This is a genomic window from Gehongia tenuis (assembly GCF_014384795.1).
GTDB classification, from domain to species: domain Bacteria; phylum Bacillota; class Clostridia; order Christensenellales; family NSJ-53; genus Gehongia; species Gehongia tenuis.
Genome location: NZ_JACRSR010000002.1, coordinates 312,097 through 334,620, shown reverse-complemented (window position 1 = coordinate 334,620; position 22,524 = coordinate 312,097). Strand labels below are relative to the sequence as shown.

The 22,524-nt window shown below is 54.1% G+C and carries 19 protein-coding genes; 11 read left to right on the top strand and 8 right to left on the bottom strand.

Annotated elements, in window-relative coordinates:
* Nucleotides 1-123: 123 nt before the first annotated feature.
* The 3 genes from H8696_RS07725 to H8696_RS07715 all read left to right on the top strand — a co-directional run bounded on the left by H8696_RS07725 (nt 124) and on the right by H8696_RS07715 (nt 7,012).
* Entirely contained in the window at nt 124-4,656 is a 4,533-nt protein-coding gene (locus H8696_RS07725) for a response regulator (protein ID WP_249316343.1), read from the top strand.
* Nucleotides 4,657-4,659: 3 nt separating this feature from the next.
* Nucleotides 4,660-5,019, top strand: a complete 360-nt coding sequence (locus H8696_RS07720; protein WP_249316342.1) for an Hpt domain-containing protein — start codon at nt 4,660-4,662, stop codon at nt 5,017-5,019.
* Between the two features lie 91 nt (nt 5,020-5,110).
* Nucleotides 5,111-7,012 carry a sensor domain-containing diguanylate cyclase gene (locus H8696_RS07715; RefSeq protein WP_249316341.1) on the top strand — a complete coding sequence of 634 codons (1,902 nt, stop codon included), beginning with the start codon at nt 5,111-5,113 and terminating at the stop codon, nt 7,010-7,012.
* 34 nt (nt 7,013-7,046) lie between these two features.
* Here the strand turns inward: H8696_RS07715 and H8696_RS07710 are convergent, their stop codons facing one another.
* Entirely contained in the window at nt 7,047-7,898 is an 852-nt protein-coding gene (locus tag H8696_RS07710; protein WP_249316340.1) for an AraC family transcriptional regulator, read from the bottom strand.
* A gap of 160 nt (nt 7,899-8,058) precedes the next feature.
* Between H8696_RS07710 and H8696_RS07705 the strand changes: the two genes are divergently transcribed.
* Nucleotides 8,059-8,928 (top strand): sugar phosphate isomerase/epimerase family protein, encoded by an 870-nt coding sequence (locus H8696_RS07705; RefSeq protein WP_249316339.1) that lies wholly within the window; start codon nt 8,059-8,061, stop codon nt 8,926-8,928.
* 214 nt (nt 8,929-9,142) lie between these two features.
* Nucleotides 9,143-10,348 carry a hydantoinase/carbamoylase family amidase gene (locus H8696_RS07700; RefSeq protein ID WP_249316338.1) on the top strand — a complete coding sequence of 402 codons (1,206 nt, stop codon included), beginning with the start codon at nt 9,143-9,145 and terminating at the stop codon, nt 10,346-10,348.
* Nucleotides 10,349-10,592: 244 nt separating this feature from the next.
* Here the strand turns inward: H8696_RS07700 and H8696_RS07695 are convergent, their stop codons facing one another.
* From H8696_RS07695 to H8696_RS07685, 3 genes are read right to left on the bottom strand one after another with little or no spacing between them, the layout of a single operon-like run.
* Nucleotides 10,593-11,267: a DnaJ domain-containing protein gene (locus H8696_RS07695; protein WP_249316337.1), complete on the bottom strand. Its 675-nt coding sequence runs from the start codon at nt 11,265-11,267 to the stop codon at nt 10,593-10,595.
* Nucleotides 11,264-12,097, bottom strand: a complete 834-nt coding sequence (locus H8696_RS07690) for a DUF5685 family protein (RefSeq protein WP_249316336.1) — start codon at nt 12,095-12,097, stop codon at nt 11,264-11,266. The genes H8696_RS07695 and H8696_RS07690 overlap by 4 nt, the downstream gene beginning before the upstream one ends.
* 12 nt (nt 12,098-12,109) lie before the next feature.
* Nucleotides 12,110-12,517 carry a hypothetical protein gene (locus H8696_RS07685; RefSeq protein ID WP_249316335.1) on the bottom strand — a complete coding sequence of 136 codons (408 nt, stop codon included), beginning with the start codon at nt 12,515-12,517 and terminating at the stop codon, nt 12,110-12,112.
* A 227-nt stretch (nt 12,518-12,744) separates the two neighbouring features.
* Between H8696_RS07685 and H8696_RS07680 the strand changes: the two genes are divergently transcribed.
* Both H8696_RS07680 and H8696_RS07675 read left to right on the top strand, forming a co-directional pair.
* Nucleotides 12,745-13,614 carry a methionyl aminopeptidase gene (locus H8696_RS07680; RefSeq protein WP_249316334.1) on the top strand — a complete coding sequence of 290 codons (870 nt, stop codon included), beginning with the start codon at nt 12,745-12,747 and terminating at the stop codon, nt 13,612-13,614.
* Nucleotides 13,608-14,378: an alpha/beta fold hydrolase gene (locus H8696_RS07675; RefSeq protein WP_249316333.1), complete on the top strand. Its 771-nt coding sequence runs from the start codon at nt 13,608-13,610 to the stop codon at nt 14,376-14,378. The genes H8696_RS07680 and H8696_RS07675 overlap by 7 nt, the downstream gene beginning before the upstream one ends.
* On the opposite strand, the gene H8696_RS07670 is transcribed toward H8696_RS07675, so the two are convergent.
* Genes H8696_RS07670 through H8696_RS07655 form a run of 4 tightly spaced genes read right to left on the bottom strand, consistent with a single transcriptional unit; the run spans nt 14,345 to nt 17,936 of the window.
* Entirely contained in the window at nt 14,345-15,115 is a 771-nt protein-coding gene (locus H8696_RS07670) for an ABC transporter ATP-binding protein (RefSeq protein ID WP_249316332.1), read from the bottom strand. The genes H8696_RS07675 and H8696_RS07670 overlap by 34 nt on opposite strands.
* Nucleotides 15,108-16,136, bottom strand: coding sequence for a FecCD family ABC transporter permease (locus tag H8696_RS07665; RefSeq protein ID WP_249316331.1), 1,029 nt, complete (start codon nt 16,134-16,136; stop codon nt 15,108-15,110). Before H8696_RS07665 ends, H8696_RS07670 begins: the two co-directional genes overlap by 8 nt.
* The gene (locus H8696_RS07660) at nt 16,105-17,022 is read right to left on the bottom strand and encodes an ABC transporter substrate-binding protein (RefSeq protein WP_249316330.1); all 918 of its coding nucleotides are present in this window, start codon (nt 17,020-17,022) and stop codon (nt 16,105-16,107) included. The genes H8696_RS07665 and H8696_RS07660 overlap by 32 nt, the downstream gene beginning before the upstream one ends.
* Before the next feature lie 2 nt (nt 17,023-17,024).
* On the bottom strand, nt 17,025-17,936 hold the full coding sequence (locus H8696_RS07655; RefSeq protein WP_249316329.1) for a (4Fe-4S)-binding protein: 912 nt from the start codon (nt 17,934-17,936) through the stop codon (nt 17,025-17,027).
* A gap of 117 nt (nt 17,937-18,053) precedes the next feature.
* Between H8696_RS07655 and H8696_RS07650 the strand changes: the two genes are divergently transcribed.
* From H8696_RS07650 to H8696_RS07635, 4 genes are all read left to right on the top strand, one after another.
* Nucleotides 18,054-18,926, top strand: a complete 873-nt coding sequence (locus tag H8696_RS07650) for a LysR family transcriptional regulator (RefSeq protein WP_249316328.1) — start codon at nt 18,054-18,056, stop codon at nt 18,924-18,926.
* A gap of 126 nt (nt 18,927-19,052) precedes the next feature.
* Nucleotides 19,053-20,447 carry an MATE family efflux transporter gene (locus tag H8696_RS07645; RefSeq protein WP_249316327.1) on the top strand — a complete coding sequence of 465 codons (1,395 nt, stop codon included), beginning with the start codon at nt 19,053-19,055 and terminating at the stop codon, nt 20,445-20,447.
* Nucleotides 20,448-20,695: 248 nt separating this feature from the next.
* A complete protein-coding gene (vanR, locus tag H8696_RS07640; RefSeq protein ID WP_249316326.1) occupies nt 20,696-21,391 on the top strand; it encodes a VanR-ABDEGLN family response regulator transcription factor in 696 nt (231 codons plus the stop codon).
* Nucleotides 21,381-22,478: a sensor histidine kinase gene (locus H8696_RS07635; protein WP_249316325.1), complete on the top strand. Its 1,098-nt coding sequence runs from the start codon at nt 21,381-21,383 to the stop codon at nt 22,476-22,478. Before vanR ends, H8696_RS07635 begins: the two co-directional genes overlap by 11 nt.
* The last annotated feature ends 46 nt before the right edge of the window (nt 22,479-22,524 follow it).

The window sequence follows — 22,524 nt, the reverse complement described above, 5'->3', positions numbered from 1 at the left end:
TTCCTGTCTGATTTTGCTATACTGTACCTTATATTAGGTATATGAACAAGGATGCTTTATGAACGATAATACGCGGTAAACGAAGATGCAGCTGTACGATAAACAGTGTGAGGAAAGCATAAAATGTTGATAACAAAGCGTAAAATTTTAGTGGTGGAGGACAACGCACTCAACCGCATGCTTCTATGTCAGATTTTGGCCGGCGAGTACGAGGCACTGGAAGCGGAAAACGGTCAGGATGCTCTGGATATTTTGGAGCGGTATGGCGAGGAAATCTCCCTGATTCTGCTGGATATCAAGATGCCGGTGATGGATGGCTATACCTTTTTGACGATCATGAAAAAGAATCCGGCTTTTTCGTCCATTCCGGTGATCGTGACCACCCAGAGCGACGGCGAGACGGATGAAGTGACCGCCCTGTCCAAAGGTGCGGCGGATTTTGTGTCCAAGCCGTATAAGCCGCAGATCATCCTGCATCGGGTGGCCAGCATCATCAACCTGCGGGAATCCGCTGCGATGGTCAACCTCCTTCAATACGATCCCCTCACTGGAATTTACAGCAAAGCTTATTTTTATGAACGCGTGAAGGAAACGCTTCGGCAAAATCCCGATAAAGCGTACGATATCGTCTGTTCCAATGTGGAAAATTTCAAGGTGGTCAATGACGTTTTCGGCGTTTCGGCCGGCGACCGCCTGCTGTGCGGGATCGCCGATTTATATTCCGGTTTTACGCGGGGCCGGGGCCTCTGCGGCCGCCTGAACGCCGATCGGTTTGGATGCTTGGTGGAGCATCGGTGGGACTACACACAGACCATGTTCACGGACGCCCTGGAACGGATCAACACCCTGTGCGAGGCCAAAAACATTGTGATGAAATGGGGCATCTACCGGGTCAATGATCCCGCAACGCCGGTGGAGCAGATGTGTGATCGGGCTCTTTTGGCCGCTCAGAGTATCAAGGGGCAGTATGGCAAATATTACGCTGAATACGATGAGAAGCTGCGCAATAAGCTGCTGCGGGAGCAGGCGGTCACGGACTGCATGGAGTCCGCTTTGGCGCAGGATCAGTTTGAAATATATCTGCAGCCCAAGTACCGGCTTCAGGATGGCGCGCTGGCTGGCGCCGAGGCATTGGTGCGCTGGAATCATCCTGAGTGGGGGCTTTTGCCGCCGTCGGAGTTCATCCCGCTGTTCGAGAAAAATGGGTTTATCGCGAGGCTGGATCAGAGAATCTGGGATAAAGCGTGCCAGGTTCTGCGGGACTGGGACGGCAAAGGGTATCCTGTGCTTCCCATCTCGGTCAATGTATCCAGGGCCGACATCTATCAGGCGAACCTTACGGATATCTTGATGGAACTCATGCGAAAGTATCGGCTTTCCCCTTCGCGACTCCATCTGGAGATCACCGAGAGCGCCTATACGGAAAACCCGAGGCAGCTGATCGACACGGCGGGCCGCCTGCGTAAGCTGGGTTTTCCCATAGAAATGGACGACTTCGGGAGCGGCTATTCATCGCTCAATATGCTGAATGAGCTGCCCATCGACGTACTGAAGCTGGATATGAAGTTCATTCAAAGTGAGACCGCGAAGAAGGAAAGCCAGGGCATCCTGTGCTTTATCATGGATCTGGCAAGATATATGGGTCTGAGCGTGGTGGCGGAGGGCGTGGAAACTGCGGAGCAGCTGACGCGGCTGAAGGGAATCGCCTGTGACTACGCCCAGGGGTATTTTTTTGCCAAACCCATGCCGGTGGAAGATTTTGAAAAGCTGTTTCGGGACGGAGCAGTGGCGAAGGATCCGGAGCTTTCAAAGGATACCCTCTATGAGGCTGCCGGCCGCCAGCCTCTGCCCACGGAGCATATACTCAAACGGCGTCAGGAACTGCTCAATGATTCAATCGCCGGGGGAATGATGGGCGGATACATCGAGGAGGGCTTCCCCTATTACTTTGTGAACCGGCGGATGCTTGCCCATCTTGGCTATGCGGATGAGGCTGAGTTTGTTGCGGATATCGATGGATACATTACCAACTGCATGCACCCGGAGGACCGCGAGATGGTCGATGAAGCGGTGGGACAGCAGATGGAGGATTCGGACGAATATGTGGTCGAATACCGCATGAAGAAGAAGGATGGCAGCTATATCTGGATCCACGACGTGGGACGCAGAGTGATCGCGGAGGACGGCCGTCCAGCCATCATGTCGGTATGTTTTGATATCACCAAAGAGAAACGGCTTCAGGAGCAGGTGAAAAACCTCTACGAAAAAGAGCTGGCCTATTTTACGGAGATGGCTTCGACGGAAGGCAGTCATAGGGGCACCTTCAATATCACCCAAAACCGGCTGGAGGCCTACTACTTCACATCGGATGTGGCTATCGCCCATGTGGGCAGTTCCTACGACGAAACGGTTGATAATCTGGCGGCCTCCGCCGTGGATGAGGCCTATGGAAACGAGATCCGCAGACTGCTGAAACGGGAAACGGTGCTGCACGACTACGCTGCCGGGCGCACGGACTATCAGCTGGAATTTCTGCGCCGGCGCAGCAAAGGAGGCGTCTTTTGGGGGCGAACGAGTTTGAGAACCTCCCAGAACCCCGAAACAGGCGATATCATCTCGTTCTTCTATACGTTGGATATTACGGAGCAAAAGCTGCAGGAATGGCTGCTGGATGGAATCGCCAAGCTGGACTATGACGTTATCACTGAAATTGATACGGTGCGGGGAACCTACCGGCTCACCGCCCATGACAGCGCCTGGGAGCCGACGGTCCCGACCAAGGGGGACTTTCAAAAGGAGATCCGGGAGGCGGCGGAGCGCTGCATGGACGATCAAAACCGAAAGGAATTTTTGGCCCAGCTGGATTTTGCCTATATGCAGAAGCGGCTGGCCAAGGAGGATTCCTACACTTTTGTTCTGGAAATGAAGAACAGCCAGGGGGAGCTGCGGGTCAAACGCTTTCAGGTGTTCCAGGTCAGCCGGGAACTGAACCGCGTGTGCATGACCCGCACGGACGTGACCAACGTTGTCCTAAGAGAACAGCGCCAGAAGGAGGAGATGGCCTCCGCGCTGGTCGCAGCAGAGCAGGCCAATGCCGCTAAAAGCGATTTTCTTTCCAGGATGAACCATGAGATCCGCACGCCCATGAATGCGATTATTGGCATGAGCGCCATTGCGGCGCAGCATATTGGCGACGATGAGCAGGTGGAGGACTGCATCTCCAAGATAGGCATCTCCTCCCGGTTTTTGCTGTCGCTTATCAACGATATTCTGGATATGAGCCGCATTGAAAGCGGCAAGATGCTGCTAAAAAATGAAAAGATCCCCACGGAGGAGTTCCTGACCGGTATCAATTCCATCTGTTATGCTCAGGCGTCCGCCAAGGGCGTGGAGTATGAATGCATCATGGATCCGGTGCTGGACGACTATTACATAGGCGACGCCATGAAGCTTCAGCAGGTACTGGTGAACGTTTTAAGCAATGCCATCAAGTTCACTGGCGAGGGTGGCAAGGTGACCTTTTCGGCCGAGCAGCGCCGCAGGTCGAAGAACGATGCCGTACTGCGCTTTGTGGTCAACGATACGGGCATCGGCATGAGCGAAGAGTTCCTGCCCCATCTGTTTGAGCCCTTTTCGCAGGAATCCGGCGGCACCACCGCCTTGTACGGCGGCACGGGACTGGGTATGGCCATCTCCAAAAATATTGTGGATATGATGGACGGAACAATCAAGGTCCGGTCCATTAAGGGTGTGGGTACGGAATTCACCGTGGAGGTAAAGCTGGGCATCACGGAAGAGGAAAAGCTGCGCCATAAACAAAAGAAGCAGATCCATAATTTTTCGCACCTGAAGACTTTGGTGGTGGACGATGACGTGGCGGTCTGCGAGGGCGCGGTGGCCACGCTTTTGGAAATGGGCGTCACGGCGGAATGGGTGGATAGTGGGCGCAAGGCCGTCGAACGGGTAAGACGCCTTTGGGGTGAAAAGAAATATTACGATATGATTCTTATCGATTGGAAAATGCCGGATATGGACGGCTTGGAAACCGCCCGAAAGATCCGCGGCATTGTGGGTCCGGAGGTGACCATCATCATCGTGACGGCCTATGACTGGATATCCATCGAGCATGAAGCCAGGCTTGCCGGGGTGAACCTGTTGATGAGCAAGCCGATGTTTAAGTCCAGCCTGGTTTCCGCATTTACGAAGGCGCTGGGGGAGAAGGAGGAACTTGAGCAGCAGTCGTTGCCTTCCGAATATGATTTTACCGGCAGGCGGGTGCTGCTGGCGGAGGATAATCTCATCAATACCGAGGTGGCGGTGATGCTGCTGAAGAGCAAGGGATTTGCGGTGGATACAGCGGAGAACGGCCTGCGGGCGCTGGAACTGTTCAGCAAGAGCCGCGCCGGTTATTATGATGCCATTTTAATGGATATCCGCATGCCCCAAATGGATGGGCTGGCCTCCGCCAATAACATCCGGCATCTTTCCAACGCCGATGCCGGAACGATTCCCATTATCGCCATGACGGCCAACGCCTTTGACGATGACATCGAAAAAAGCAAGGCGGCCGGAATGAACGCTCATCTGGCCAAACCCATTGAACCGGGTCGGCTGTACCAGACGCTGTATGATTTTATCTATGGAAAGGGGACCTAGACGATGGGCGCATTTCAAAAAATCTTTGATGATTACGGTGCGGATTATTCCGTGACGATGGAACGCTTCATGGGCAATGAAGGAATGTATTTCAAATTTTTAAATATGCTCTTAGAGGATCAAAGCTTGAAAAATCTGGGAGCAGCGCTTGCGGCATCGGATTATCAGGGCGCTTTTGAAGCGGCGCATACGCTCAAGGGCGTGGCAGGCAATATGGGACTGACGCCGCTCTACAACGTGGTCTGCGAGATCGTGGAGCCGCTTCGCTTAAGAGAGCGACGGGACGATTATAAGGCTTTATATCAAAACATTGAAGAGGAGTTTCGGAAGGTGGAGGCGCTTCGAACGGCACTGGAAAAATAATCGTGCACCCATGCTGAAGGCTGCGCAGTGAGACAATCCGCCTAAGCGCCTGGTCTGGAATGCAGCAATCAAAGAAAGGAATCAAGAGGCTATGAAGAAAAGGACTTTGCTGCATACCAACCTTCTGGTCTGCGCCATTATTGTTGTGGGTTTTCTCATCACCGCGGTCATTGGCTATAAGGCCAACTGGGATGTTTTCGAGAAGGATGTGGAGCAAGTATCCGATCTGACCATGGAGAGCATTTCCCACCAGATTGATTCCAACTTCACCAAGCCGGTCAATATCTCCCTGACGATGGCCAACGACAGCCTGCTCAAGGGCTTTCTTGCCGACGAAGAGGATCATCTGGAGGACGAGGACTTCATTAAGACCATGCGGGAATATCTGGACGCCTACCGGGTGAAATATGACTATGATTCCGTCTTTCTTGTTTCCACAAGGACGAACCGGTATTATCACTTCAATGGTCTGGACCGCGTGCTGGAGCAAGGAAATCCGGAGAACGACTGGTACTATGCGTTCCTGGAGGCGGGGGAGGAGTATTCCCTGAACATAGACAACGATGAGGCCGCTAAAAACGAAGTAACAGTTTTTATCAATGCGAAGATCACCGGCCAGGCCGGCGAAATCATGGGAATTGTGGGCGTGGGGTTCCGGGTGGACACGCTGCAGGCCCTGCTACGGGAATACGAAGAAAAATTTGATGTTCGGGCCTATCTGGTGGCCGCGGACGGCACGATAGAAATCTCCACGGACCGAACGGGCTATGAAGCGACGGATCTGTTTGAGGACAGCCAGTATGCTCAGCTGAAGGACAATATTCTGCAAAGCGGGGAGGGCAGGCAGGCGTTTTGGTATGGGGAACAGGGCGCAAAAGGCTATCTGGCGTCCCAGTATATCTCCAATCTGGGATGGTACCTGTTGATCGATCATAATACCGCCGACCTGAACCGACAGCTCACCCTTCAGCTGCTTGGGGCCTTGGTGGTATTGGTCGTTGTCGTGATCTTTGTGCTGCTGACCATCACCGGCATCATCCGCAAATACAACCGGCAGGTTGTCGAGCTCACTGTTGCCCGGGAACAGGAGCATCAGGCCGCGTTTGTGAAGGCGACCGAACAGCTGTATGAGAACATCTATGAGCTGGATATCACTCATAACCGGGCGGCCAGCGAAGCGACGGAGGCATACTTTGAGAGCCTGGGTGCGCCAAAGGGGACTCCCTTTGATGAAGCACTGCGGATCATTTCTGAAAAACAAATCAAAGAGGAATTCCGCCAGCAATACCTCGACATCTTCTCGCCGGAACGCGTGCTGGAGGCTTATCAGCAGGGCACGGAAAATCTGCGCTATGATTTTCAGATCTCCACCGACGGCACCAACTATTATTGGATGCGCATCAACGCCCACATCTACACCGTAACGGAGGATGGTTCGGTGAGGATGCTGGTTTATCGACAGAATATTGATGCGGAAAAGCGTCGGGAACAGTATATGCTGGATAGGATGCAGCAGGATTCCCTCAGCGGCCTTTTTAACAAGGCTGCCACACGGGAACATATCCGTTCAATGCTGAAGTCCCCCGGCCCCTTCGCTTTTTTCATCCTGGATATCGATAACTTTAAGCAGGTCAACGACCGCTTTGGGCATGACATTGGGGATAAGGTGCTGCTGGATTTTGCCCGGACGATCCGAAGCCAGTTCCGGGAAAGCGATATTGTGGGCCGCATCGGGGGCGATGAGTTTATCGCTTTCCTGCCGGTGCGGGACCGGGAAGCCGCTGAGAAAAAGGCGCAGGAACTGACCGCCGTTCTGCGCCGGGAAATTGAGACGGATGCCGGCGTTTGCAAAATCGCTGCCAGCATCGGGGTGGCGCTGTCTCCTCAGTCGGGCGTTGATTTTGAGAGCCTCTATAAGAACGCCGATATTGCCCTTTACCAGGTAAAGAAAAAAGGGAAAAATAGGTACGCCTTTTATCCAAATGAACCTTAGCTGCGGCACGTATTCAGCGCTATTCGCCAGCATTTTATGCTTTGCTGGTCCGCTTGCCGTAGCGCAGCTCTCTTGGCGTTTTTCCGTACATCTGCCGGAAAGTTTGAATGAATACTTTATAGTTGAAAATACCGTTTTGCTCCATGAGCTCCGTGAAGCTTTTGCCGGAGGTCTGCATATCCTCCCAGAAACGGCTAGTACGATAGCAGTTTAGATATTCCAGGAAGGTCTGGCCGGTGTACTTCCGAAAAATTCTGCAAAAATGTTCCTTGGAGATGCCCAGAAGGCCGGCGGCTTCCCGCAGCGTCAGCTTCTGTCTGTAGTTGTTCTGGATCCATTCCATGACGTCCGCTATCCGCTGCAGATCCCGGTTATTGCCCTCATCGGAATCCGGTCTCATCTGATAGGCAAAATTCCGATACAGCAGATACAAAACTTTATAGAGGTTCGCCATGAACAGCAGGGTGTATCCGTCGTCCTGCGAAAGGTAAGCCTGCTTCATCTGCTGAAAAGCCTGGATGACTTCGGGAAATGGGGAGATCTCTTTCGCTGGAATGTAATTTTTGAAATGAACGATTTCAAAGGCGGGCATCATTTCCCGAAGACGCTGAACGGAAATTTGAATTAACACATAGGGAGCATCCGCACCGAGGGAAATGGTCCGATGAAGCTCATTTGGATTGACGATCAGCATATCTCCAGGCTTCAGTTCATATTGCTCCCCCTGGGCCGTTGCAGTCATTCGGCCGCTCAGCTGATAGATCATTTCTATATGTTCGTGCCAGTGCATGGTCATATAATGACATTTACGATTGATATGAAAATAAACGGGGATCTCCCCGTTGTTGTCCACGATCTCATGCTGTGCCGTCCAACGATCGAGCAAAATGGACGCCCCCCTTCTTTGGCGTGTTCTATTCCTTAGCATAGCATATCCATAATATCAATATCAACCGAATTTGGGTCAAAAATATCATAGAATCATCGGAATAAGAACACTATAATGGGAATTGTAAATCTATGAAATTCAAGAGAGGCTGGTCTAAATGGCATTAAAAGTAGGTATCCAACTGTATTCTGTTCGCAATTCCTTTCAAGAAAACAATTTTGCAACCCTTGCCAAGCTTTCGGAAACCGGATATAAGTATGTTGAAGCTGCCAATCATCACGCCGATACTGACGATGGCGTAGGCTTTGGATTCCCCGCCAGGGAGCTTCGTGAGAATCTGGCCAATTTGGGCCTGAAGATCGTCGGCAGCCATATCAATCCCCTTCGGCTGGACCGTCTGCCCGCCATCCTTGATTATCATCAGGAGCTGGGAAACAAGCAGATCGGCTGCGATACGGAGTTTTTCCCTTACAATGATATGGACTACATCTATCGCCGGTGCGAGTTCTTCAATGAAATCGGCAGGATGTGCCAGGAGCGGGGGATGCGCTACTATTACCATAATCACTACATGGAGTTCCAGCGGTTCAATGGAAAGAGCATCTACGATATCATCATGGAAAATACGGACCCCAGCCTTGTTTTCATTGAAATGGACACCTATTGGGTCACCCGCGGCGGCTTTGATCCGGTGGCGCTGATCAAAAAATATAAGGACCGCCTGGTTCTTCTTCATCAAAAGGATTTTCCGAAGAATGCTCCGCAGGCCATCAACATGTATGATGGGATCGTGGACGAGGGCAAAGAGGTGACCCGTGAAATCTTCCACGACACCAAGGACCCGCGCTGCTTCACCGAAATCGGCACTGGCGTTCTTCCGATTCAGGCCATCATTGACGCCGCTTCCAATGCGCCCCATCTGGAATACATGGTCCTGGAGCAGGATTTTACCCAGCTTCCTGAATTGGAATCCATCAAGGTCAGCATGGACGCATTCCGGAAGTTCAATGGCATTCAGTTTGAATAATAGGCCCTCTTTCTCATGTGTGGGGATTGTGACTTGGTCACAATCCCCAATGTTTTTTGCACGCTTCGGCCGATTCCGGGCGGCAGGTTCCGTGCGAGAAAAGAGCGGCTTGGAAGGAAATAACTCTGAATCTGTGGAACTATATGAATGGCCATGACTGACGACGGGCGCCGGGAATAGGGGCGTCCAATATATAAAGGTAAAGGTGAGTCCGATGAAATACGAAATCAGTACGTTTCTCGAAAACTTGAGCCATTTTTCGGCGCCGGGCCCGGGTGTGACCCGCCGCTCCTTTACAAAAGAGTCCCAGGATGCATGGGAATATATCATCGGGACGATGGAATCCCTGGGGCTTGATGTTCAAACGGATAACCTTGGAACGATCGCCGGACATTTGGAAGGCAGGAGGAAGGAAAGCATTGTGCTGGGTTCCCACTATGATTCCGTTATCCAGGGCGGGAAGTATGATGGCGCGGTGGGAATTGCCGTTGGCTTGGCGGTGGCCGCATATTTCACGGGAAAGGGGATCCAACCTGAATATTCCCTGGACATTCTGGCGACCAATGACGAGGAGGGAGGCACGATCGGCGATGGTTTTTTGTCCAGCAAACATATCTGCGGACTGCTGCAGGAGGAAAAGTGCCGAAATGAGGCCACTGGCAAAAGCCTGAATGCGTATATTTCCGAGGGGTGGTACACGAAAAACGGCCGCGGCCGGGACGATCTTCGATTGAATACGGCATTTCAAAACGTTATTCAATACATAGAAACGCATATTGAACAGGGCGGCATTCTCTGGGAGAATCAAGAACAGATCGGGGTCGTAAAGCATATTGTAGGGCTCACCAAATTGTTTGTTACGATTCGGGGGGTCAGCAATCATGCGGGAACTACGCCCATGAATCTTCGCAAAGATGCGATGGTTGCTGCGGCGAAGGTGATTTCGAAGATCCCGGAGCTTGCACGCGCCTACGAGGGCGCGGTTGCAACCGTGGGTGCGATCTATTGCAGTCCGAATGCGGATAATGTAATCCCGGGCGAAGTAAGATTTGCCGTGGACATCCGTTCCGCCTGTGATGAGGATCGAAGAGAATTGGTGGACGCTATTGCCTCACTGATCCAGCAGGAAAGCCCGGTGTCCTGCGAGATTGTCCAAAGCCTCAACCAGGTCGCGGTGGCTATGGCTCCCAAGCTGGTCAGCGCAATGGAACGGATTTGCAGGGATGCCCACTACCGGTACCGGGTTATGAACAGCGGGGCGGGGCATGATGCCCAGCTGTTTGGTCTTTATTTGGACACGGTGATGCTTTTTATTCCCAGTCAGGAGGGGATAAGCCACAGTCCACAGGAATTTTCGCGGATAGAGGATATGGAGCGTGCGGCGCAGGTATTGATTGATTATACGCTGTCTCTCGGGTAGAATTCAAGGGAGCTTAGAGGGCCCGTGTGAAGAGAATTCAGAACGATAAACAGAACACCAACGCTGCCAGCAAAAACGGCACCGTTGGTGTTTTCGTCCTTAGAGGGGCCGCATTTGTGCCGCCCTTTCATGTGAGGCAGGAAGCGCACAGGGAGGAAACTGCGGTCTATATCAGTCGTGAATCCAAAAGGGGATGCAGGGGCTAAGCGATCAAAAGGGCCCGAGATGATCGAGCCCTTTTGATTTAGCAGCACCAGCACAGCCGGCAGAGCAAGTTCATAAGACAAAAGCCCATGCAGTATTTGCCGATGTTCATGCCCGGCATATTGAATTGGCGGCCATAGGTGCCGTAGGCTTGCTCGGGACTGTGAAGAGCATCCAGGAACTCTCGATACTCCGGATTGCTGGGGTCCATGGACACCGCTTTTTCGGCGTAATCCTCGGCCTGCACCCGGTTGCCCAGTCCGGCATGGGCGATAGCGGCATAGTAGTACCATTCCGCTGTACGGTTTTGCATGCTGTCCAGAAGATTAAGCGCCTCCTGATACCTTCGGTTCTGGATAAAATTGCGGACAGCCTGCATATGGGCGTCCTCCGGATCATCATAGGCGTTGCTGCTGCGCGGACCGTAACCGCCGCCGAAGGGCCCATAGCCGCCAAAACCGCCAAAGGGTCCATAACCGCCGCCATAGCCCCCGCCGCCGTAACCCCCGCCCTGATAGCCGCCGGCGGAGCTCTGAGCGGTCTTATTCATGATCTGATCATAGGCGACGTTGATCTCCTTCATCCTCTGCTCAGCGACCTTGTCTCCCGGATTGGCATCGGGATGATACTTCTTGGCCAGCCGGCGGTAGGCCTTTTTTACCTCGTCGTCGGAAGCGGTGCTGGGCAGCCCAAGCACCTCATAAGGGTCCCTCATGATTCGTTCCTTTCCTTTTTCTTTTGAAGAAGCGTGTATTTTGTCCACACTCCGGAATAGAGAATGTTGCGGAGTATGGGCAGATCCTGAACCAGGGGCAGTTTTTCAAACGCAATGGCGCATTCGCCAAGAAAGAGGGTGAGAATTCGCTTGCACCGCACCTCAAAATCGGGGCCCTGATGAAGCTGGACCAGCGGATTGTAACGCCCTTTCCGCACATCCTTTTCCACGTCCTCGTAGGCGTCCATGGTGTAGATAAACCGGCCCAGGCCGGCAGCCATTCGCCGCAGGGCGTCCGCCCATGCGTCCTCCTTCCAAACGAAGATCTCCGCCATCAACGCGCCAAAGGCGTTGGCTGCGCTGTCCAAATCGGGAACGCCCGCTTTTTCGATGGCGGCCAGCTTGGACAGCCCCTCGGCGATAGCCTGGCACTGACGGGGATACCGCTTTTCGATGGCATCATAGTGTTTGCGGAGGAGCCTGGCCTCCGAATATCCCGCAAGGCTTCGATCGTCCTGCCAGTCATCCCAGCAGTTGTGATAGGCAAGAGCAACGTTCATATCCGCGGCGTAATCGGTGATGGGGGTACGCCAAAACGCATGGGTTTTAAAGGGGTGCACGGCACAGCGCCGCTGCCCCTGTTCGGTTTCCGGCTCATAAAGGGAGGACAGCAGCACAATGAGAAAGGTCATGTCATAGGTGAGGGTCACCCGGCCTCGCAGCCCATAGACCTCGCCCAGCCGCTGGCACAGGCCGCAGTAGCAGGCGCGGTAGTGCCGGGCGTCAGCCTCGGACAGATCCTCCTGATTGGCGATGATGTATCCAAACATTTGCGGCCCCCGTCAGGTGGTCTTAATAAAGGATTGCTTGCACTTGGGACAGGTGATGCGGATCTTGCCCTTGTTCTTGGGCACCCGAACGGTGGTGCCGCAGCCCGGGCATTTGAAGAACCGGTGGGTCTTCCGCTGGCTGGCCTGCTCCTTGGCACGGGTCCATCGGCTGGTGAAGCGGTAGCGGAAGCTCATGTAAGCCATGTTTTCCCGATAACGCTTATCAATCTTTCGAGAGAACATGCGCACATAGGAATAGATCAGCAGCGCCAGGGCCAGAAAATAAAAGATGGGCCCTACCACGGTCCGGCTCGTAAGAAGAGCGACGACCAGCAGAATACAGCAGATCACCAGGATAAATTTGCCCAGCTGATCCATACCATAGCGACCCCGCATGAAGCTCATCAATTTGTTTTTCATCCGTTTCCCACCTATACTTTGTAAGATTTCCCTTTCTGGATACTCTTAATGGTAAGGATACTCCAAAACGGCGTAATTGTCCTCATTTTTTTGCGAACAATTTTATCAAAATTGTGTCAGGGTCAAGTCGAAGGAGATTTTCGGAATCGCTGGAGGGAAAGGATCGTTGCGAGTATAATAAAAGCATGACAAAGGGTCAGCCCTTTTTTTGGAAAGAAGGTTGAAATATGAAGATTGGTCGAAACGATGCGTGCTGGTGCGGCAGCGGCCAAAAGTACAAGCGCTGTCATATGCAAATGGACGAGAGGATCGAGCATTACCGGGCCTTGGGCCATGAGGTGCCCGGACGGGAACTGATCAAAACGCCGGAGCAGATCGCCCGGATCAAAGAGAGCGCCGCGGTAAACAATGGGCTGCTGGACTACATCACGCCCTTTGTGAAGGCGGGTATTTCCACCGGGGAGATCGACCGGCTGGTGGAAGAGTATACCCGCGGGGCGGGCGCCGTTCCGGCGCCCCTTCATTACAACGGTTTCCCCAAAAGTGTATGTACATCCCTCAACAGCGAGGTGTGCCACGGCATTCCCAGTTCCGACGTGGTGCTGAAGGAAGGGGATATCATCAATGTGGATGTTTCCACCATTCTGGACGGTTATTTTTCCGATGCGTCCCGCATGTTCATGATCGGTGAAGTGAGCGATGCCGCTCAAAGACTGGTGCAGGTGGCCAAGGAATGCGTGGAGGTGGGCATTGCGGCGCTGAAGCCTTGGGGCTTTATGGGTGACATGGGCGAGGCGGTCCATGAGCACGCTTTAAAGAACGGCTATTCGGTGGTGCGGGAGATCGGCGGCCATGGTGTGGGCCTGGAATTCCATGAGGAGCCTTTTGTGAGCTATGTTTCCAAACGGGGCGCGGAGATGCTGCTGGTGCCCGGCATGATGTTCACCGTGGAGCCCATGGTGAACGAGGGCACGGACCGGGTGGTAACCGATGAGAAGAATGGCTGGACGGTGTACACGGCCGACGGCAAGCTTTCCGCCCAGTGGGAGAGTATGGTGCTCATTACCGAGGACGGCGTGGAGATCCTCAGTTGCTGACGGGAAGGGTGCGCCTCTACGGTAAAAAGCCCTACGGTGCGGCGGTGCTTCACGGCGGCCCCGGCGCGATGGGCTCGATGGAGGACGTGGCTCGTCATCTGGCGAAGTGGGGGGCAATGGAGCCCTGGCAGAGCCGGTTAACGGTGATGGGTCAGGTGGAGGAGCTCCATGAGCAGCTGACAGCTTATGGGGAACTTCCTGCGGTGGTTATCGGCCATTCCTGGGGAGCCTGGCTGGCACTGCTTCATAATGCCGCTCATCCCAAGGCGGTGAAAAAGCTTATTCTGGTGGACAGTGGACCCTTGGAGAGCCGTTATGTGCCGGAGATCATGGAGCGGCGGAAGGCGAATCTGGGCCCGGAAGCGAGGCGGACATTTTTGAGGCTGCTTGGCGAGGCGGAACGAGGGAACGCCAAAGCCATGGCACAGCTGGGGGAGCTGGCAGATCGAGCGGACAGCGTGGACCCGCTGCCCCAAAGGGCAAAGGAGCCGGACGCCGAACAGTACAGGCGGGTGTGGCCGGAAGCGGATGCCATGCGCCGTCAGGGAAAACTGAAGGAAGCCCTGTCCGGAATCAGCTGCCCGGTAACCGTGATCCATGGCGCCCAGGACCCTCATCCCCCGGCAGGGGTTCTGGAACCTCTGAAGGAGATGGGCGTTCCCTGCCGAAGCTTCATTTTGCCAAAGTGCGGGCATACGCCCTGGCTGGAGCGGAGCGCGAGAGAAATCTTTTACGAGCTTTTGGACGAAGAGCTCAAGGCCTGAAAGAAATAGTGCCCCCCGATCCTTTGGGACCGTACGCCAAACACCTGATCCAGAGTTCCGCTGTCAAAAACGGTTTCCGGCGAGCCCTGAGCGCGGATGTGCCCTTTTTCCATGACCACGATCTCAGGGCACCATTCAAGCGCCTCAGCAATGTCATGGAGCACAAGCACCACCGTTTTGCCCGCCCGATGAAGGAGATGGGCCAGTTCCAACACCTCAAAGCGCCGCCCAATGTCAAGATGGGTGGTGGGCTCATCCAAAAGGACGGTTTCGGCATCCTGAGCCACGATCATGGCAATGTAGGCCTTTTGCCGTTCGCCGCCGGAGAGCTGCCGAAGATAGCGGGAACGGTAGGCGGCGGCGCCGGTGATTTCAAGTGCCCGTTCCACCGCATCTCGGTCCTGCGGACCCAGCCGGCGGGGAAAGCCAAGATAGGGGAAACGGCCATGGGCCGCCAGGCCCTCCACGGTGATGTCAGGAATGTCCCGGCTTTGAGGCAGGATGGAAACCAGTCTGGCAAAGGCCTTGGGTTCGTATTCGGCGGCAGGTTTGCCGCCGATTTTGATTTCTCCGTCATAGGGAGGGAGCAGGCGGGCCATCACTCTCAGCAGGGTGGTTTTGCCACAGCCGTTGGGACCGATGATGGCGGTGAAGGAACCGGGGGCCAGACATAAATCAATGTGCTCAATGCGCTTTACACCGTCATAGCCTGCCGAGATCTTTTTCAATTCAATCATGAATACGCCCCCTCTTTCGGTTTAAAATGAGATAGATGAAAAAGGGTGCGCCCAAAAAGGACATAATGATGCCCACAGGGACCTCATAGGGCGCAAAGAGTATCCGGGCGAGAAGGTCACAGCCCATGGTGAAGACGGCGCCGAGAAGGGCGGACACGGGCACCAGAAGGCGGTGGTCCGGTCCCACCAGAAACCGGGCGGCATGGGGCACGATGAGCCCGATAAAACCGAGGAGTCCAGCAAAGCTTACGGCGCTGCCCGCGAGCAGGGCGGCGGTAACGATGAGCATGAATCGATACCGGCCCACTCGAAGCCCTAGGGAGGCGGCCGTATCCTCGCCCAGACCCAGCACATTGAGTTCATAACGGAACAGATGGGCGAGAAGAAGACCCGCCGCAATATAGGGCAGGGCAAAGAACAGATGATTCCAGCTCACGCCGGAAAAGCCGCCGATGAGAAAGGCATTTGCTCCGACGGCACTGTCGGGAAACAGGGTGATAAGTGCATCCATGCCTGCGGAAAGGAGGCTGGATACGGCCACGCCGGCCAGCACCAGCGTGATGCGGGAAATGCCCGTGCGTCTTGCTACCGTATAGATGATCAAAGTGGTGAGAAGGGCGCCGCCAAAGGCGGCGGCGGGCACGAATCCCAGAGCCGCGGGGAAGAGGGTGGATACGAGCAGGGCGCCCAGTCCGGCCCCCGCATTCACGCCGATGATATTGGGGGAGGCAAGGGCGTTTTGTAGAACCGCCTGCAGCAGGACGCCGGACACAGCCAGAGCGGATCCGCCCATGAGAGCGGCTACCGTCCGGGGAATGCGCACATACAAAAGAATGCTGGTGTGGGCCGGATCGCCGGAAGCTCCCAGCGCGGAGAACAGCTCGCCCGGGGAGATGGACACCGATCCCACCAGGATACTGAGACAAGCCATGACCAAAAGCGCCGCGGCCATGAGAACCACGACGCCATAGGGATGGCTTCTTATTTTTTTACGGATAGAGAATTTTGGCCAGTTCTTCATAGGCTTCTCCCCAGCGGGCATTGGGTTTGTAGTGAAACAAGTCCTTGGGCAGGACAATATAGCGGTCATTTTTTACGGCGGAAAGCTCATTCCAGGCGGGATTTTGCTGGACGCTTTCCTTGAGAGCGGCAAGGGCTTCCTCCGTGCCGCCCATGGTGGTTACCAGGATGAAATCTGGATCCTCGGCGATGATTTCCTCCATGCTGATTTCTTCCAGAAGGGAGGCGTGGCGGGCGGCTATGTTATCTGCGCCCAGGTCCTTCAGCATGGCGCCGGTCATATTATCATCGCCTTTAGCCTTAGCGCCGGTGGAGAAAGCCCGGATGAAGAGCACCGTGGGACGCTCATCGGGCCGGCCGGCCAATACTTCATCGATTTGCCGCTGGACGGCAAGACCGTTGCTTTCGTACAGGTCCTCCCGGCCGGTGATTCCCGTGAGCCTTTGCAGCATGCTGAGGTAGTCGGAAAAGAGCTCCACCTTGAAATAGGCGTGGGGAATGCCTGCGGCCTCCAACGTCTCACCGGCCTTCACATGTCCCTGGATATCGGCGGAGAGAATGACGAAATCGGGGCTGAGGGCCAGAACCTGTTCGAGATTGGGTTCCTTTACGGTGCCCACGATCTGAACGTCCTCCCCCAGGTCCAGCTTTCGTTCGTCGACAGCGTCGCTGGTGGTTCCTGCCAAGGCGCCGCCGGCCAAAAGCCAGGTTTCGGCGTAGGAGCCCATGAGAGCCACCACCTTTTTTGGCATACCGTTGAGACGAACCTCCCGGTCCAGATCATCGGTGAAGGTATGGTTCCTGTCGCTGCCGAAAGTGGGGGTGCAGGCCGCCAATACACTGGCCGCCATCAGAAAAGCAATTGCAAAGGCAATCCATTTCTTCATGATTAACCCTCAAGAATGGCTGTCTTGCGCTGGAGCAAAGCATCGCCTTCAAGCGCTTTTTCCACGGCGTCGATGCCCAGCCGGTCGATCATAGCGCCGAAACGCTCGCCGGGCTGGCCCTGTTCCTTATAGTAAAGGATCGCTTTTTCCACCATATCCAGCGCTTCCTCCGGGGTATATACCCGGCTGAGCAGGTTGCCGGGCCGGGTTTTCTTGCCCCAGCGGCCGCCCACATAGATCTTACAGCCTGCCATTCCGCCGGGAATGGCTTTAAAATGACATTTGCCAATGCAAAGGCCGCAGTTGTTGCACAGCTTTGGGTCGATGGTGAGAATCCCGTCTGCAATCTTCGCCGCGCCCATGGGGCAGGTATCCTCGATATTGCACTTCTTGCAGCCCCGGCAAAGCTGATTCTCATAGGCCGGCACCCGCTGACCCATGATGCCAAGATCATTGAGGTCGGGCTTGACGCAGTTGTTGGGACAGCCGCCCACCGCGATCTTGAATTTGTGGGGAAGGGTAACATTTCGGTAGCCTTCATAGAAACGGTGGTGGATGGCCTTGGCCAGGCCCTGGGTGTCCAATAGTCCATAGACGCACACGGTGCCCTTGCAGGCCACCACCGGCCGGACCTTGTTGCCCGTACCGCCGGTCACCATGCCCTCTTTTTGAATGTGGTCCTGAAGCTTCTCTATATTTTCATAGGTTATGCCCTGGATTTCCAGAGTCATACGGGCGGTAAAAGCCACGTTGCCATTGCCATACCTGTCGGCGGCTTCCCCGAGATTGATCATCTGCCGGGCGTTCAGCACGCCGTTCTCCGTGATGATGCGGGCGGAAAAGTGCTCCTCATCCCGATTGGACAGGATCCCCTGGCCCTTGAGACGCTTACGCTCCTCCGGTGTAATATTCATGTTCAAACCTCCCCTTTATTTGCTCACAGGTGTAAGCATACCTCTTGCAAAAATAAAAGTAAAATATTAAAATGTTATCGAATAGATAGGTAAAAACCTATGGAAATGAGGAATATCATGACGATACGCCATTTGAAAATATTCATTGAGGTTGCAGGTACCGGCAACATGAGCCAAGCCGCGGAAAAGCTGTTCATCACCCAGCCGTCGGTGAGCCAAGCCATTGCCGATATTGAACGGTATTATCAGATCCGGCTGTTTGAACGGTTTTCCAAGAAGCTTTTCATTACGGAAGCGGGCAGAGAGCTGCTGGGATATGCGCGGCATATCGTCTCCCTTTTTGAAGAGATGGAGGCCGTGGCCCTGAATCGGGCGGAGGTACCCTTCCTTCGCGTCGGCGCCACGGTGACGGTGGGCACCTGCGTGATCGGACCGGTGCTGGAGCGGCTGAAGGCGCTGCGCCCGGAAACGGAGACGGCAGTGATGGTGGATAACACCCGGGTGATTGAGGAAAAGCTTGTGCAAAGCGAACTGGATGTGGCCTTGGTGGAGGGCCGGATTAAAAGCGGAGAACTCAAGGTGGAGCCAGTGGTGAACGACCAGCTGGTGCTCATTGCGGGACCCGATCATCCTTTTTATAAGAGGAAGAAGGTCCAGCTGGCTGAGCTGAACGGCCAGCCCTTTATCCTGCGGGAGAAGGGCAGCGGCACCCGGGAACTCTTTGAGGAACGGATGGCGGCGGAAGGATATACGCTGCGGGAAAAATGGGTGTGCAACAATTCAGAGGCCATCAAAAAGGCGGTGATGGGCGGCCAGGGCTTGTCGGTGATCTCGACCTTGTTGGTGGAGGAGGAGATTCACCAAGGTAAACTGGCCAGCATACCCATAGAGGGCTGCCCGCTTCATCGGAAGTTTTCGCTGGTGTACCACCGCAACAAGTATCTGACCGAACCCCTCAAGGATTTTATGGCGGTATGCCGAAAACAATAATTTTCTGGCGCCTATTGCCTTTGGGCCGGGGATAGATTAAGATGGTGTTAGGACGAAAGGATGGGATGCCCCCATGGCGGCCATTCTTTTTGTTTACCAAAAAATTGTGGGGAGGCGATTTATGTAATGAATATCAGAAGCTTATTTCGGTGGGAATCGTCTTTTACACAAACAGTTTTTCGCATTGCCATTCCCATTGTGATACAAAGCCTGGTGACCGCATCCATGCATATTGTGGACAATGTGATGGTGGGCCAGCTGGGCGAAGCGGAGATTGCGGCGGTCACTCAGGCCAACCGCATCAGCTTTTTGTTCCAGTTGATTCTCTTCGGCCTTGGCGGCGGCACCTCGGTGTTTGTGGCCCAGTACTGGGGCAAGGGGGATATGAAGGGTATTCGGAAGGTGATGGGCCTTGCACTGGCCGTGTCCTTTTCGGTCAGTCTCGTCTTTGCGGCGGTGGTGGTGCTTATGCCGCAGAAGGTGATGGGCATCTTCCTTCATGAGCAGGTGACCATAGATCTTGCAGGCCAATACCTATCCATTGTGGGATTTTGTTATATCTTCCAATCCATCAGCTTCATCGTGGGTACGGTGCAAAAGTCCACCGAACAGGTGAAGCTGCCCATGGCGGCTGGAATTACGGCCATCGTCATCAACACCATTCTCAACTACGGCCTTATTCTGGGCAAGCTGGGGATGCCCAAACTGGGGGTTCAGGGCGCGGCCATCGCCACGGTGACGGCCACGGGTGTGGAAATGCTGTTGGTGGTGTGTCTTGGCTACAAGTTCCGCTTTGCTACGGCGGCAAAATTGAGAGAGCTTCTTCCCGGATCCCGGGCCTTCGTTAAACGGTTCTTCCGTATTGCGCTGCCAGTGATCTGCAACGAGACGCTGTGGGCCATGGGCGTATTGGTCTATTCCATCGTCTACGGGCACATGGGCACCACGGCGGTGGCTGCTTTCAGCATCTTCAACACTGTGGACCAGTTGACTTTGGTATTGGCCCGGGGACTTGTGGGCGCCTGTTCGGTGATGGTGGGCAAGGCTATTGGAATGGGCGAGGAGGATACGGCGCAGCTCTATGCCAAGCGGCTTTATGCTGCCAGCGTGGTGGTGGCACAGCTCACGGGCTTTCTCATCATAGCCCTAAGCGGCCTTGCGGTGAGCCTTTATAACGTATCGCCGGAGGTCGCCCGCACCGCTCAGACCCTTATCTGCATCAGTGCGGGATGCATGTGGCTGATGGCCTCCAACAACATCATCGTAGTGGGTATTCTGCGGGCGGGCGGAGACGTGAAATACTCCTTGGTGTTGGATGCAGGCACCGTTTGGGTGGTGGGCGTGCCCATGGCCATTCTGGGCGGCATTGTCCTCGGATTGCCCATCCAGTATGTCTATGCAATGATCCTTACGGAGGGTCTGGTGAAGATGATCATTGGATTCCGCCGCTTTCTTTCCAAGAAGTGGATCCATAATGTGGTGCGGCACGAGGACGACGGCGAAATCTTTCAGGTGGGGTAATGGCGCTGGGACGGTGTTGCGGCCTGGATTCTGGCCGGCATTTTCCAGTGGTCCAAAGCGATCGCCGGATGCCCCGCCCAGGGACTTTACGAATAAAGGGTGAAAGCATTGCTTTCACCCTTTTGAATACTTCCAGTCTTTCGTTTTCGCCGGCCTCGGCGTCCTGGACCAAATAGAATTATTGCCGTTTTTATGGGGCTTTCCCTATAAAATATGCTACAATGAAAAAAGGAAAGCGGGGTGGAATCATGGCGGAAGAACATATTCTGGTCGTGGATGATGAGAAGGAAATTGCGGATCTCGTGGAGGTTTATCTGCAAAACGAGGGTTTTGTTGTGCATAAATTTTATAATGGATTGGATGCCTGGCAGTGTATAGAAACGATGCATTTGGATTTGGCAATGCTGGATGTGATGCTGCCCGACCTGGACGGATTTGAGCTTTGCCGAAAGATTCGTGAAAGCCATAACTTTCCGGTGATTATGCTCACCGCCAAGGTGGAGGATATGGACAAAATTCAGGGGCTTGCACTCGGCGCGGATGATTACATTACCAAACCGTTCAATCCGCTGGAGATGGTTGCGCGTGCCAAAGCTCAGCTGCGCCGCTACAAGCGCTACAACCAGGGCAATCAGGACAATGGGGATTGCATCGAGGTTTCCGGGCTGATGATTAACCGGGCCACCCATACCTCAACGCTCAATGGCAAAGCGCTGGCGCTGACGCCCACGGAGTTTTCCATCCTGTGGCTGCTTTGTGAGAACCGGGGGCGGGTGATTCCCTCGGAGGAACTGTTTGAAAAGGTCTGGGGCGAAAAATATCTAGAGTCCAACAATACGGTGATGGTGCATATCCGAAGACTGCGGGAGAAAATGAACGAGCCGCCCAGAAAGCCCAAGTATATCAAGACCGTGTGGGGAGTGGGTTATAAAATTGAAAAATAATATGCTGCGCAAATTTAAATGGAAGATGTTTGGCAAATGCATTCTCTGGATTTTGTTTGGCATGCTCATTCTTTTTGTGCTGCTGTATCTAGCGGATACCCTGTTGAACGATGTGCTGGCCAATATGGTAAGCCTGGCGGACCGGTCCTTGTACCTGTTCTTTGTGAGAAACAAGCTTGAGACCGTTCTTGTGTTGATGGTTTTATTCGTGGTGGTCGCCATCTATTTCACGCTGAACAGCACAATGAAATATTTCAATCTGCTGATCGGATCCATCAAGAAGGTCTTTCAAAAGGATGAATCACTGATCACGCTGCCCAACGATTTTAAGGAGATTGAAAATCAGCTCAATACCATTAAATATGACACCCTGCGCAATGAGCAGCTGGCGAAGGAGGCTGAACAGCGAAAGAACGATCTGGTGGTTTATCTGGCCCACGACCTTAAAACGCCGCTCACTTCGGTGATCGGGTATCTGAGCCTGCTCAATGAGGCGGAGGGAATGCCGGAGGAACAGCGGGCCAAATATCTATCCATATGCCTGGACAAGGCCGAACGGCTGGAGGATTTGACCAACGAATTCTTTGAGATCACCCGCTTCAATCTGCAGAACATTACGCTGGAGATGGGCCGGGTCAATCTGTCGCTCATGCTTCGGCAGCTGGCGGATGAGTTTTATCCGCTGTTTGCCGCCAAGGGCCTCATGTGCCGGATGGAGGTGCATTCGGACCTTGTCATTCAGGGTGACGGGGACAAGCTGGCTCGGGTTTTTGATAATATTCTCAGAAACGCTATCAATTATGGATATGAAAACAGCGAAATTGAGATCCTGGCCCGCCAAGTGGATGAGAAGGTGCGCATCCGCTTTCGCAACCACGGCCCGCGCATACCCGAGGAGAAGCTGGATCATATCTTTGAAAAGTTCTATCGGCTGGACTCGGCGCGGTCCACGCGAAGCGGCGGAGCCGGACTGGGGCTTGCCATTGCCAAGCAGATCGTGGAGCTGCATCATGGCAGCATCTCCGCTGAAAGCGGCGAGGACATGACCGAGTTTACCGTGCTGCTGCCCCTTAGGGCAAAAAAATAGGAGGCGCTGGACGGCGACCGCCTCTTTTTTTCTTGACGATTCTGTA

What these genes read in the sequence shown, in the direction of transcription:
- H8696_RS07725 (WP_249316343.1), top strand. Translation starts at nt 124, where the DNA reads ATGTTGATAACAAAGCGTAAAATTTTAGTGGTGGAGGACAACGCACTC.
- H8696_RS07720 (WP_249316342.1), top strand. Translation starts at nt 4,660, where the DNA reads ATGGGCGCATTTCAAAAAATCTTTGATGATTACGGTGCGGATTATTCC.
- H8696_RS07715 (WP_249316341.1), top strand. Translation starts at nt 5,111, where the DNA reads ATGAAGAAAAGGACTTTGCTGCATACCAACCTTCTGGTCTGCGCCATT.
- H8696_RS07705 (WP_249316339.1), top strand. Translation starts at nt 8,059, where the DNA reads ATGGCATTAAAAGTAGGTATCCAACTGTATTCTGTTCGCAATTCCTTT.
- H8696_RS07700 (WP_249316338.1), top strand. Translation starts at nt 9,143, where the DNA reads ATGAAATACGAAATCAGTACGTTTCTCGAAAACTTGAGCCATTTTTCG.
- H8696_RS07695 (WP_249316337.1), bottom strand. Translation starts at nt 11,267, where the DNA reads ATGAGGGACCCTTATGAGGTGCTTGGGCTGCCCAGCACCGCTTCCGAC.
- H8696_RS07690 (WP_249316336.1), bottom strand. Translation starts at nt 12,097, where the DNA reads ATGTTTGGATACATCATCGCCAATCAGGAGGATCTGTCCGAGGCTGAC.
- H8696_RS07685 (WP_249316335.1), bottom strand. Translation starts at nt 12,517, where the DNA reads ATGAAAAACAAATTGATGAGCTTCATGCGGGGTCGCTATGGTATGGAT.
- H8696_RS07680 (WP_249316334.1), top strand. Translation starts at nt 12,745, where the DNA reads ATGAAGATTGGTCGAAACGATGCGTGCTGGTGCGGCAGCGGCCAAAAG.
- H8696_RS07670 (WP_249316332.1), bottom strand. Translation starts at nt 15,115, where the DNA reads ATGATTGAATTGAAAAAGATCTCGGCAGGCTATGACGGTGTAAAGCGC.
- H8696_RS07665 (WP_249316331.1), bottom strand. Translation starts at nt 16,136, where the DNA reads ATGAAGAACTGGCCAAAATTCTCTATCCGTAAAAAAATAAGAAGCCAT.
- H8696_RS07660 (WP_249316330.1), bottom strand. Translation starts at nt 17,022, where the DNA reads ATGAAGAAATGGATTGCCTTTGCAATTGCTTTTCTGATGGCGGCCAGT.
- H8696_RS07655 (WP_249316329.1), bottom strand. Translation starts at nt 17,936, where the DNA reads ATGAATATTACACCGGAGGAGCGTAAGCGTCTCAAGGGCCAGGGGATC.
- H8696_RS07650 (WP_249316328.1), top strand. Translation starts at nt 18,054, where the DNA reads ATGACGATACGCCATTTGAAAATATTCATTGAGGTTGCAGGTACCGGC.
- H8696_RS07645 (WP_249316327.1), top strand. Translation starts at nt 19,053, where the DNA reads ATGAATATCAGAAGCTTATTTCGGTGGGAATCGTCTTTTACACAAACA.
- vanR (WP_249316326.1), top strand. Translation starts at nt 20,696, where the DNA reads ATGGCGGAAGAACATATTCTGGTCGTGGATGATGAGAAGGAAATTGCG.